The following is a 14,106-nucleotide window of genomic DNA, read 5'->3' on the forward strand; positions in this document are numbered from 1 at the left end:
ATGGTCGCAGCGGCGCGCGCGTTTCATGCGCACCGGACACCGGATTCCGAACTGCGTATTGCATGTGGTCGATGCTCCCGCAGGTATCCGTCCCGCGGGTCGACAACTTGCATAGGATGCACTGCGGCCGCACGGTTCGCCAGCGATGCGGCAGCGGCGTTCCGGATCGATCCGGGCGGCGTGTGCGGCGCCCGGCCTGCCAGCATCAAACCTCATGGTCAACCCCGTTTCTGCGGGAGATCCGTCGATGGACTTTCTCGCGAATATTCAAACCCGCTGTCGCACAACGTGCGTCGCGATTCTGACGACAATGCGCGACGCCGCACATCGCACGAACGTCATGGTTCACCGCGACAGAACGAACCACCCTGGCCGATCGTCGCGCGATGGCGATGCGCTCATGCACCGCCGTCGCTTCCGCCGCCGAACAGCCGGCGCAGGCGCGAGCTCAATGATGCGGATTTGTCCGGCGCCGCCGCTGCCGATGTTTCGGGCAGTTCCATCGCCAGCGACGCCAGCGTGCCGGTCGCGATGTCGAGCAGGTTCAACCGCACACCGGTGTCGCGCCGCACGCGCGCAACCATGTCCACCGCGAGCAGCGAATGGCCGCCGACGTCGAAGAAGTTGTCGCGCGCAAGCACCTGCTCGACGCCGATGAGTTCGCACCACAGATCTGCCAGGTATTGCTGGCGCGCATCGGCCAATACCGATCGCGTGGCGCCAAGGCCTGGGGTCGAAGGCGTGTGCAATACCGGCGCAGGCAATGCCTTGCGATCGGTCTTGCCGTTCGGCGTCTGCGGCAACGCATCCAGCCGTACCAGGTGTTGCGGCTGCATGTAACCGGGCAGTTGCGCAGCGAGCAAGGCGCGCACTCGCGGCAAAAGTGTCTCTTCGTTTTCGTCCGACGCGACGTAAAGCACGAGCCGTTGATCGCTGGCGGTGAAGCTGTGCGCCACTGCGACGCAATCGTTCACGGCCGTGTCCTTGCGCGCGATTGTTTCGATTTCACCGAGCTCGATGCGGAAGCCGCGCAGCTTGACCTGGAAATCCAGGCGTCCGAGATGCTCCAGCGTTCCATTGGCAAGCCAGCGGCCGCGGTCGCCGGTGCGATACATGCGCGCATCGTTCTGGTCCGCGAAGGAATCGGCGACGAAGCGCTCGGCGGTCAGGTCCGCACGATGGCGATAACCGAGTGCGACGCCAGCGCCGCCGATCCAGATCTCGCCCGGCACGCCAATCGGGCACAGTCGGCGTTGCTCATCGAGAATGCGGATCGCCGTGTTGGCGATCGGCGTGCCGATGGAAATGCCGTGCTCCGGGTTCTCGACTTTCCAGCAGGTCGACCACACCGTGGTTTCGGTCGGCCCGTAGAGATTCCAGACTTCGCCGCAGCATGCGAGCAGTTGCACGGCCAGATCCGGCGCCAGCGCTTCGCCACCACATAACGCGCGAAAACCGTCCGGTCCGTTCCAGCCCGACTGCAGCAGCATGCGCCAGGTCGCCGGCGTGGCCTGCATCAGCGTGGCGCGGCTCGTCGCCAGCAGATCCTTCAATGCTTCGCCGTCCATCGCTTCGTCGCGCGTGGCAAGAATCACTTCACCACCAACGCTGAGCGGCCCGAACAGTTCGAGCACCGCAATGTCGAACGACAGCGTGGTTACCGCCAGCAGGCGATCGTCCTTGCGCAGGCCCGGCCGTTCGATCATGCCGGACAGGAAATTCACCACCGCGCGATGCGGAATTTCCACGCCCTTCGGTTGACCGGTGGAACCGGACGTATAGATCACGTACGCGATCGCATCGGGTGCGATACCGGATTCCAGTTCGATGCGCGCGTCCGACTGCGCATCGAGTTCATCCGCAAGGCGGTCGAGTTCCAGCACCGGCTGTTCGCGCAGGTCGAATCGCGGCGCGAGCTGGCTCTGCGTGAGCAGCGCCGCGAGGCCCGCATCCGCGACCATGTGATCGAGCCGCGCCCTGGGGAATTCCGGATCGAGCGGCACATAACCGGCGCCGGCTTTCAGCACCGCGAGCACGCTAGCCACCATGTCGGGGCCACGATCCAGCGCAATGCCGACCAGCGCGCCACGACCCACGCCGTTCGCACGCAGTAGATGCGCCATGCGATTGGCACGTTCGTCGAGCTCGGCGTAAGTCCACGTGCGTCGCGCGTGACGCAGCGCGATGCGACCCGGCACGCGGTCACACTGCGCTTCGAACAAGCCGTGCATGCCGACGTTCGCGATGGGCGCGGCGGTATCGTTCCATTGCCGGATCAGCGCGCGTTCGTTGCTCGGCAGCATCGCGAGTTGGGCCAGCGGCATCTGGGGCGCGCCGAGCGCGGCGGCCAGCAGCGTTTCGTAGTAGCCGCGAATGCGTGCCGCGGTGGCCGCGTCGAAGATGTCGGTGTTGTAAGTCATGCCCCCGAGCAGTTGATGCTCCTGCTCGATGAACCACAGGCCGATGTCGTCAGCGGCGCCGCGCTGGAACACCGGCAGATGTTCGTGCTGCAGATCGCCCCAGGCACGCATGCGCTGGCGCACATCCTGGAACGAGAACATCGCCTGGTAGATCGGCGATCGGCTGTCATCGCGCGGCAGCTTCAGTGATTGCACCAGATGCTCGAACGGCACATCCGGATACGAGAACGCATCGAGCACTGCGCCACGCACCACACGCAGCACATCGAGGAACGAGGCTTGCGGATCGATCGCCACGCGCAGCGGCAGTGCATTGACGAAGAAACCCATCACCGGTTCGAGATCGGCCTCATCGCGACCGCGCACCGGCGTGCCGACGATCACGTCGCGCTGGCCGCTCAACCGATGCAGCAAAATGCAGTACGCCGTGAGCAGCACCATGAACGACGTCGCTTCCGCACGCTGGCCGAGCGCGTGCACGGCGCTCAGGGTTTCGCCCGGCAGGCGAATCCATTCCGTACCGCCCTCGCCCGACATGCGCGCTGGACGCGGTCGGTCGGTCGGCAGTTCAAGCGGTTCGAGCGTTCCGCGTAATGTGTTGAGCCAGTGGTCGAGCTGTCGCGCGAGTTCGTCGCCGCGCATCCACTCGCGATGCCACGCGGCAAAGTCGCCGTATTCCACCGGCAGCGGCGGCAACGGCGGCTCGCGGCCGGCGCAGAACGCGGCGTAGGCGGAGGAGAGCTCTTCGTACAACACATCGAACGACCAGCCGTCCCACACGATGTGGTGGGCCATGAAGAAAAACACGTAATCGTCGTCGCCCATGCGGAACAGCCGCGCGCGAAACAGCGGCGCAACGGCGAGATCGAACGGTTCGGCGATCAACGCGTCGAGTCGGCGTTGCAGTTCAGCGTCGCGCTCGTCTTCGGCCAGCGTCGACAGATCCTCGACCGGCAACAGGTTCACTTCGACGTCGTCATGGATGCGTTGGACCGCCGAAGTATCGTCGGGCTCGATCGACGTGCGCAGGATAGGCTGGCGCCGCACCGTTTCGCGCAACGCGCGCTCGAACGCTTCCTCGTTCATCGGACCGCGCAGGCGATGCGCGGACGGCGTGTTGTAGACCACGCGCCCGGGATGCAGCTGTTCGACGTACCAGAGACGCTGCTGCATAAGCGACATCGGCGCGCGTTGGCGATCGGCCAGACGAGGAATCACGCGCGACATCGTTGGCGCACTCGTTGCGCCTGCTGTGCGGATCGCCGCGGCCAGTCGCGATACGGTCGGCGCTTCAAACACGGTGCGAAGCGGCAGCGAAAGATTCAGTTCGCGGTTGAGCGTCGCGGTGAGCTGCGCAACCAGCAGCGAGTGACCGCCGTGCTCGAAGAAATTGTCGTCGACACCCAGTGCGACTGCGCCCAGTGCGGACGCCATCGCGCGGGCGACCTGCTGTTCGAGTTCGTCACGCGGTGAGACTTTTTCTGTTGTGTCCGTCGTGACACCGGCGGTCGGCGCGGGCAGACGGCTGCGGTCAATCTTGCCGTTGGGCAGCTGCGGCATTGCCTGCAGCACGACGAAATGCTGCGGGATCATGTAATCCGGCAATACATCGCGCAGATGCGTGCGCAACGCGGATTCATCCAGCTGCGCAGCGGTCGACGGCACGATGTAAGCAACGAGTCGCGCATCCCCTGCCACATCCTCGCGCACGACGGCGAGCGCGTGCGCCACCTCGGCCAGCCTCGCGAGATTCGCCTCGATATCACCGAGCTCGATGCGGAAACCGCGCAGCTTCACCTGGAAGTCCAGACGTCCAAGATGCTCCAGCGTTCCGTTCGCCAGCCAGCGACCGCGATCGCCGGTGCGATACATGCGCGCATCCGCGCGATCGGCAAATGGATCGACAACAAAACGTTCGGCCGTCAGGTCGGGGCGCTGGTGATAGCCGAGCGCCACGCCTTCGCCGCCAATCCATATTTCGCCGGGCAGGCCGATCGGGCAGAGCTGGCGGCGCGCATCCAGAATCCACACGGTGGTGTTGGCGATCGGCGTACCAATGGAAATACCTTGTTGCGGATCTTCGACGCGCGCGCAGGTCGACCACACTGTCGTCTCGGTCGGACCGTAGAGATTCCACAGCTCGCCGCAGCAACCCAGCAGACGTTCGGCGAGATCCGGAGCCAGCGCCTCGCCGCCGCACAGTGCGCGGAAATCCGCCCGTCCTTTCCAGCCGAGTTGCAGCAGCATGCGCCAGGTTGCCGGTGTTGCCTGCATCACGGTGGCGCGGCTGCTGTCGAACAGGGATTTCAATGCGTCGCCATCCATCGCCTGCTCACGCCTGGCGATGATCACTTCAGCACCGACGCTCAGCGGCCCGAACAGTTCGAGCACCGCGATATCGAACGACAGCGTGGTCACCGCGAGCAGTCGATCGTCTTCGCGCAGGCCCGGGCGTTCGATCATGCCGGTGATGAAGTTCACCACCGCGCGATGCGGTATTTCGACGCCCTTGGGCTGTCCGGTCGAACCGGACGTGTAGATGACGTACGCGATCGATTCCGGATCGCCCGCTTCGGCGTCACGACCGATGCGCGCATCCGACGTCGATGCCAGTGCGTCGTGCAGTTCATCCAGCGCCAGCACCGGACGTCCGCGCAGGTCGAAGCGCTGCGCATGTTTCCGCTGCGTGACCAGCGCCGCGAGGCCGCCATCGCTGACGATGTAGTTGAGTCGCTCCAGTGGAAACCCGGGATCGAGCGGCACGTAACCCGCGCCGGCCTTGAGCGCACCGAGCATGGCCGCGAGCATGTCGATGCCGCGATCCAGCGCGACGCCGACCAACGCGCCGCGGCGCACGCCACTCGCGCGCAGCAGGTGCGCGATGCGATTGGCGCGCGCATCCAGTTCGGCGTAGCTGCACGCCGTCGCGTCGCAACGCACGGCGATGCGTGTCGGCGTATGGTCGCATTGCGTTTCGAACATTTCGTGCACGCACTGCGTGGCATTGAAAGGCGTGGCCTGCGGCTGCAACGCCTGCAAGGCGCGACGTTCGGCGGCGCCGACCAGCGGCAAATCGCCCAGCGGCGCATCGGATCGTTCGACCGCTGCACGCAGCAATGTTTCGTACGCGCCCAGCCAGCGACGGATCGTAGCCTCATCGAACAGGTCCCGGTTGTACTGGCATTCCAGTCGCAAGTGACCGTGTTCCTGCACCGCGTTGATGAAGAGTTCGAAGTTCTCGAAGCTGCGTGGGGTGCTGGCGAACGTCATGCTCGCGCCGGCGAACGCGGTGGCTTCGAGATCGAGCGCCTGGTCGATGTTGAACAGCACGCTGACCAGCGGCAGCCGACTCGGATCGCGGCCGATGCCGAGCTTTTTCAGCAACGTTCCGAACGTGTATTGCTGGTGATCGATCGCATCGAGCAGCGTGGTGCTCGCGTTGTCGATGAGCTGCGTGAATGGCGCGGCCGGGTCAGGCATGCAGCGCAACGGCAGCAGGTTCACACCGTGGCCGACCATGTTTTCGTGGCCGTCGACGGCCTGTGCCGCGGCGGGAATGCCGATCACCACTTCATCGTGGCCGGCCACGCGCGCAAGCAACGCGGCGAAGCCGCCGAGCAGGGTTGCGAACAGGCTGGCGCCGCGATGTGCGCCGAGCCGCTTGATCGCGGTGAGCAACGCGGCGTCGAACACGTGGTCGATACGCCGGGAGGCAAACGTGCGGCGCGGTGGGCGCGGACGATCGGTGGGCAAGTCGAGTACCGGCGCGCCGCTGGCGTAGCGTGCGAGCCAATAGGATTCATCGGCCACCAGCGTACGGACGTCCGGATGCGCGGCCAGTGCCAGCGCGTAGTCGGCGAACGATTCGGCCGGCGCCAACGGCGTCACCGGCAGGCCGCGATGGCTCGCGTACAGCGCAGCGAGTTCGCGCACGATCACCCACCACGACCAGCCGTCGCAGACGATGTGGTGCGCGGTGAGCAACAAGGTGCAATCGCCCGCATCGCGAACCATCAGTTCGGCACGGAACAGCGGGCCTTGCTCCAGGTCGAACGGCGTTTCCACCGCCGCGCACTGGCGCTGCGCGAGCGTGGCATCGAAAGCGGCATCGTCGGATGAAGCATGGGTTTCGTGCCACGCAAGCGTCGCGCCGTCGAGCACGCAAAAGGTTTCGCCATCGGGGCCGAAGGTGGCGCGCAAGGCGTCGTGGCGATCGATCAAACTTTGCAACGCCGCGTGTAATGCCGAACGATCGAGTTCGCCAAGCAGATGCAGCGCGATCGATTCGTTGTAGGCCAGCGACGCCTCGTCGCTCAACTTGGCAGCGAGCCAGATTTCGCGTTGCGCTTCGGTGCTCGGCACCACGCGTGCGACCGCGACGGCAAACGGATCGTAGTCGACCGCAGTGAGTTCGACCTGGCCGGGCTCCGTTGGATTCATGCATTCACCTTGAGGAACTTGCCGGGCTCTGCCGGATTCGGTACGAACCAGCACGGACGTCCATCCGGCTCACGACCCAGTCGCGCGCCGGGCACCGGCGGCTGGCTGGCATCCATCACCGTGCGCGTGGTGGCGGCGCTTCGCGGCAGGAATTCGCACTCCTGCAACTCCAGCACGGAATCCTTGTATGCCTGCGTGATCGCGACGAAATCCGCCTCGCTGTGCGCGGTGGTTAAGAAGCACGGGAAGTTGTCCAGGATGTGGATACCACGGCTGCGCATCATCGCGAACAGCAGATCCTGCAACGGATGATCCTCGAGGAAGATGGTTTTCCACACCGACGCGAACTGCTTGATCGCGATCGGCGCGCCGACTTCCTTGCAGAACGCGTTGAGCTCGTTGGCCATCGCTTCGGTGCGCGCGTTGAGTTTTTCCTGCAACGCGGGGCCGGCTTCCTTCATGTGCTGCAGCACCGCCTTGGCCGCGGCGAGCGCGAGCGGATGACGCACGAAGGTGCCTGCGAAATACGTCACCCCCACGGTAGGGATCGAGTCGTCGCCGAACTGCCACGCGCCACCGTCGAGCGCGTCCATGTATTCGCGCTTGCCCGCGATCACGCCGATCGGGTAGCCGCCGCCGACGACTTTTCCATAGGTGGCGATATCGGCCTTGATGCCGAACATCGCCTGCGTGCCGCCCGGATGCGCGCGGAAGCCAGTGACGATCTCGTCGAAGATGCACAGCGTGCCGGACGCGGTGGTGATCTCGCGCAGCTCCTTCAGGAATTCGACCGGACGGAAATCGGGCCGGCGGCTCTGTACCGGCTCGATCAATACAGCGGCGAGTTCGTGCGCGCGCTCGCGCAAAATCTGCAGTGATTCGGGCGTGCCGTAGTCCAGCACGATGACGTTTTCCGCGGTGTTGCGCAGGATGCCCGGCGCTGCCGGCACGGCGCGCAGTTTCTTGGTACCGCGCACGATCACTTCATCGACGATGCCGTGATACGAACCGGTGAACAGCGCGATGGTGCTGCGGCCGGTGACGGTACGCGCGATGCGCAGCGCGCCCAGCACGGCTTCCGAACCGGTGTTGCACAGCGCCGCACGATCGTGGCCGGTGACTTCGCACACCAGCTTGGCGACTTCACCCGACAGCGGATGCTGCGGGCCGATTTCGTAACCGAGATCGAGTTGCGCGCGTACGGCGTCGAGCACGAAATCCGGCTGCCAGCCGAACAGACTCATGCCGAAACCGTTGAGCGCGTCGACGTATTCGTTGCCGTCGAGATCCCACAGATGCGCGCCCTTCGATCGGCCGATCACGATCTGGTAGATGATTTCCTTGATCATCGGGCGGAAGCCGTTGACCACGCGCGGGTCGGCCATGTGCGCACGATGTGCTTCGGTGTACTGCTTCGATTTCAGCGTGCGCGCGACATAGCGATCGATGAAACGATCCAGTCGCGACTGTTGGCGCTCGGACAATTCGAACTTGCCGTTGTCGATGCGTGCGATCGCGCCGAAGGCTTTCTTGATGTCGTACTTGGTGTGCGCAAGAGCGGCCTCTTCATCGATCGGCGTCGATGCTGCGACCGATGTTGTCGATGCTGCTGACTGGGAGATCGCTGTTGGCGCTGCAACCGTCGCCGGCGCGGCGAGTGAAGGCGTCGATACCGGCTGGCCCGCAAGCAACGCGAGTTGCTGCGCCATCAACTGCATCTGCTGCTCGATCACCTGTTGCACGTAGTTGCCGTTGCCGCTCATGGAAGTCGCCTGCGTCGGCTGTGCCGACGGGTTCGATGCCGGCGTCGCGATGGGCGCAGGCGTTTCGGCTGGCAACTGCGCATCGAGCAGGCCGGCCAGTTGGTCGAGGGTGGAGTAGTCCGCCATCAACTGACGGAAGGTGACCTTGATCGGAAATACCTTGGACAGGTGTAGCGCCATCTGCGTCAGCATCAGACTGTCCAGGCCCAATTCGATGAAGTGGGTGGCACTGTCTGCGTCGGCCATGTCGATGCCGGCCACGTCCTCGAATGCCGTCTTGAGTTCGTCGATCAATCGCGGCAGGCGACTGGGAGCAGGTGTATTGGACATCACGGTTTCCTCGATACGGAGCGGTGCGGCGACGATCGCCGGCATCGCCTGTGCGGACGCTTGGGAAGTGGTCGCCACTTCGACCCAGTAGCGCTGGCGTTCAAACGGATAAGTGGGCAACAGCAGACGATGACGCGCATGGCGACGATCGAACTGCTTCGGCTGAAGATCAATGCCGCGGCACCAGAGTTGCCCGGCGGCGAGACGGAACGCAGCCACTTCGGACGCGGGCGTATCGGCCAGCGACGACAGCGCGCTCACCGAACTGCGCTGCGCACCCAGATGCTGGCGCGCGAGCGTGCCAAGCGTGGTGCGCGGGCCGACTTCGAGCAACACGCGCGACGGTGCGTCGAGCACGCGGAGCAGCGCGGCGGAAAAACGCACGGGCCGACGAAGATGCTCGGTCCAGTAATCGACGGAGACGGCGGCATCTGCACCGAGCCAGTCACCCGTCGAGGTGGATACCAGTGGAAGCTGCGGCGGTTTGCGCGGGACTTTTTCGACTTCGGCACGGAACGGCGCGAGCACCGGATCCATCATCGCCGAATGGAAAGCATGCGATGTCCGCAGCGGACGACAGGCGATGCCGTCGGCTTCGAGTGCTTGCTGGAAACGCGCGATGGCTTCGTGCGCACCGGCGACAACGCACGCACCCGGCGCGTTTTCCGCGGCCAGCGAAAGATCGGATGGCAAGCGCGATTCAAGCGCCGCCAGCGGCAAACGCACAGACAACATGCCGCCACTCGCCTGCGTCTGCATCAACGCACCACGACGCGCGACAAGATGCAGCGCATCGCGCAGATCGAATACGCCGGCGAGCGTGGCGGCGACGAATTCACCGACGCTGTGGCCGATCATCGCCGCGGGCACGATGCCCATGCTTATCCACAAACGTGCCAGCGAATACTCGATGGCGAACGTGGCTGGCTGCATCACCGCGGTCGGCAACAACGCATCGGCATCGTCGTCGAAGCAGCGCTCGCGCAGATCGAAACCGAGATCGTCGCGCAGCCTTTCGGCGCACGCGTCGAACGCTTCGCGGAACGCTGGCTCGGCCGCATACAGTTCGCGGCCCATGCCGGCGTATTGCGAACCCTGCCCGGGAAACAGAAACACCACGTCGCCCGCGCGCGCCGGATGACTGCGCGCGACGGCGGCGGCGGTGTCGGCGCTGGTCAGTCGTGCGACCGCGGATGTGACGTCGTCCGCGACGACTGCCACGCGATGTGCGAACGCTTTGCGCCCTGCCGCGAGTGTCCACGCAATATCGGCCAGAGACAGATCCGGTTGCGCGGACAGGTGATCGGCCAACCGCGTCACCGCCGATCCAAGCGCCTGCGTGCTGCGTGCAGAAACCACCAGCAGATGCGGACCGGCTGCGATATCCGATGGCGGCAAGGCTGGCGCTTCTTGCATCACGATGTGCGCGTTGGTGCCGCCGACGCCGAACGAACTGACGCCTGCGCGCAACGGACCCCCATCGTTTTTCCACTCGCTCAACGTGTCGCTGACGACGAAGGGCGAGCTGGCGAAATCGATGGCCGGATTGGATGCCTTGAAATGCAGCGTCGGCGGAATGCGCTTTTCGCTCAACGCGAACGCGGTCTTGATCACGCCCGCGGCACCGGCGGCGATTACCGTGTGGCCCACGTTGCTCTTGACCGAGCCGATGCGGCAGAAGCCGATGTCACCGGTGCCGCGGCGGAATGCGCGCGTCAGCCCTTCGAGTTCGATCGGGTCACCGATCGGCGTGGCGGTGCCGTGCGCCTCGACGTAGGAAATGCTGCGTGCATCGACGTTGGCGTGGTCGTGCGCCATGGCGATTACCGCTGCCTGGCCTGCACTGCTCGGCGCCATGAAACTTGCCTTGGTGCCGCCGTCGTTGTTGACGGCGCCGCCGCGGATCAACGCGTGAATCGGATTGCCATCCGCGATCGCATCGGACAGACGTTTGAGCAGCACCACGGCCGCGCCATCGCTGAACACCGTGCCGCGCGCATCGGCATCGAAACTGCGCGTATGGCCGTCCGGCGAAAGCATGGTGCCTTCCTGCGCGAGATAGCCACTGCGCGGCGGACAGGTGATCGACACGCCGCCGGCCAGCGCCATGCCGCAACGGCCAGTGCGCAACGCATCGACGGCCTGGCAGATTGCCACCAGCGACGTCGAGCACGCGGTGTTGAGGCTGATCGCCGGGCCTGTGAGATTGAGCCGATGCGCGGCGCGCGTGGTGAGGTAATCCTTCTCGTTGGCGAGCATCACCTGGAACGCGCCGAGCTTCTCGATGAGGTCCGGGCGCGTGACGAGATGATGCTGGTAGTACGTCGCATTGTTCATGCCGCCGAACACGCCCACCGGCACCTCGTGCGCATCCGGCACGTGGCCGGCGCGTTCGAGACATTCCCAGCACAGTTCAAGAAAGAGTCGCTGTTGCGGATCCATCAGCTCCGCTTCGCGCGGCGGAATGCCGAAGAACGCGGCATCGAAATCTTCCACGCCATCGATCACGCCACGCGCCGGCACGTAGTCCGGATCGCTGCGCAACGCGGCGGGAATGCCCGCATCGAGTTCGTCCGTGGCGAAGTAGGTGATCGACTCTTCGCCGGCGCAGAGGTTGCGCCAGAATGCCTCGACGCTTGCGGCGCCAGGGAAACGCCCGCTCATCGCGATGATGGCGATCGGCTCGTCGTCGACGCCGCGTGGTGCGCGCGACATGCGTTGGTCGTCGATGGCATGCGTGCCGCGACCCTCGATCGCGGCAGCAATGGCAGCGACGTTCGGATCGCCGAAAAACGTCGTGATCGTCGGCGCCGATGATGGAAAGGCACTGCGAATGCGCGCGAGCGTTCGCACGGCGAGCAATGAATTGCCACCGAGATCGAAGAAGTTGTCGTTGCGACCGACCGCGTCCAGCCCGAGCATGTCAGCGAATAAATCGCAGAGCTGCTGCTCGATCGCACCGGATGCCGGGGCGAACGACACGGCGAGTTCCGGTCGTCGCTGATCGGGCGCAGGCAGCGCGCGGCGATCGAGCTTGCCGTTGGCGGTGACCGGCAGTGTATCGAGCCGGATATACAGCGCCGGCAGCATGAATTCGGGCAGGTGTTGCGCGAGCTGTTCGCGCAGGTACTGCGGCGTGAGTGCGGCATCGTCGCCGACGTAGTACGCCACCAGGCGTTTCTGGTCCGGGCGATCCTCGCGCGCGAGCACGGCGCAGGCACGCACGCCGGCAACGCGCTGCAACGCCGCTTCGATCTCGCCGACTTCGATGCGGTAGCCGCGAATTTTCACTTGCCCGTCTGCGCGACCGATGAATTCGATCACGCCTTCGGGCAACCAGCGCACGAGATCGCCGGTGCGATAGAAACGCTGACCAGCGAAACCTGGCAGATCGACGAAGCGTTCGGCGGTCAACTCGGGACGACCGAGATATCCGCGGGCCACGCCGGCGCCGCCGATGTAGAGCTCGCCGATCACGCCGACCGGCACCGCTTCGCCGCGCGCATTCAAGACCTGCAGCGTGGTGTTGGCGATTGGACGTCCAATCGGAATCGAACGCGCGCCGGCAACAAGCTCGCGCGGAATCGCATACGTCGCCGCGAACGTGGTGCATTCGGTCGGGCCGTAACCGTTGATGATGGTGGTGTCGGGCAGCGCGTCGTACGCCTTGCGCACGTGCGCCATCGACAATGCTTCGCCGCCGATCAGCAGTTGGTGGAGTCCACGCAGATCACGCGCATCGTCGTCGACGATCGCATTGAACAGCGCAGCGGTGAGCCAGGCGATGCGCACCTGTTCGCGCTCGATAATGTTGGCCAGGCCGCGACCGCTCGGAATGCGTTCGTCGTGGATGACGCAGGTGCCGCCGTTGAGCAGCGCGCCCCAGATTTCCAGTGTCGATGCGTCGAAACCCAGCGGCGCGGCGTGCAGAATGCGCGGCTGTTCGCCGAACGTCACGTAACTGACATCACGCACCAATCGGATGATCGAGCGATGCGCAATCTCCACGCCCTTGGGCGTGCCGGTCGAGCCGGACGTGTACATCACGTAAGCCAGCGCATCACCGTCGAGTGATGCCGACACGCCCGCCGGCGCGTGTTGTTCCAGTGCGTCGAGCGATGTCCATGATGCGGAAATGCCGGACGGAACCGCCACGCCTGCGGATGCGATCACGACGGTCGCGCGCGCATCGCCGATGGCAAACGCGAGACGTTCCGCCGGATAGGTTGAATCCAGCGGCAGATATCCCGCGCCGGCTTTGAGAATACCGAGCACGGCGACGATGGCGTCGGCCGATCGATCCATCAGCAGCGCGACCGGTGATCCGGGCATCACGCCGGCCGCACGCAAACCGGCGGCGACGCGTTCGGCGCGTGCATCGAGTTCGGCATAGGTCGATTGCCCGCCGGCCCACGCCAGCGCGATGTGCGAAGGAGACTGTCGCACCACGTCGGCGAACAGGCCGGGCACTGTGTCCTGCGCATGGCGCTGTACGTCGGTGACGTTCCACTGCGCGATGCATGCGCGTTCGGCGGCGTCGATGATCGAGACGTCTTCCACATGTTCCGCGACGGCGACGCCGCGCAGCACGCGAAGCAGCGCCTTGGCCAGCAAGGCGATGGTGTCGTCGGTGAAAACCGGTTGTACGAACGTGGCGTGCAGGCTGGCGGACTCACCGCGTTCGATCGACCAGATCAGCGGCACGACGGCGTCGGTTACCTGCGCCGCGGCAAGATCGTCCGACCAAGCACCGATGACGTTGGGCAGGATTTGCGACGAAGCATTGACGGCAACGTCGTGTGCCAGCCACGCGTCGAGCGCGCCGTTCATTGGGATGTCGAACGATGCGCTGTCCGATGCGGAGACAAGAATCGCAACCTGCGTCGCGCCGGTCAGTCGCGATGCGAGCAAAGCCAGCGACGCGCGCAGCAAGCGACCGACATCGATGCCCAGTCGCGCAGCACGCGCATCGATCGCCGCCAGCGCTGCCGTATCCAGCGCGCAGGAAAAACGCGCGATCGTCGGCGATGCATCCATCGATGGCGCACGCACCAGCGCATCGAGCAACTGCGTGCTGACAATGGTCGGGTCGGGCGTCTGGATGGCTGGAAGAGTCATGTCTTTTTTTTGAAGCACGTCATTCGTTCAATGAA

General features: G+C 65.0%; 2 protein-coding genes. Both read right to left on the minus strand.

Features of this window, described 5'->3' with window-relative positions; translation table 11 throughout:
* Nucleotides 1-398 precede the first annotated feature (398 nt).
* Complete coding sequence (locus tag GSQ73_RS09430) at nucleotides 399-6,860, minus strand: non-ribosomal peptide synthetase (protein WP_158883356.1); 6,462 nt, start codon at nucleotides 6,858-6,860, stop codon at nucleotides 399-401.
* Nucleotides 6,857-14,071, minus strand: coding sequence for a polyketide synthase (locus GSQ73_RS09435; RefSeq protein ID WP_158883359.1), 7,215 nt, complete (start codon nucleotides 14,069-14,071; stop codon nucleotides 6,857-6,859). Before GSQ73_RS09435 ends, GSQ73_RS09430 begins: the two co-directional genes overlap by 4 nt.
* Nucleotides 14,072-14,106: the final 35 nt, after the last annotated feature.

The organism is Rhodanobacter sp. L36, from assembly GCF_009765755.1.
In the GTDB taxonomy this organism is placed as follows: domain Bacteria; phylum Pseudomonadota; class Gammaproteobacteria; order Xanthomonadales; family Rhodanobacteraceae; genus Rhodanobacter.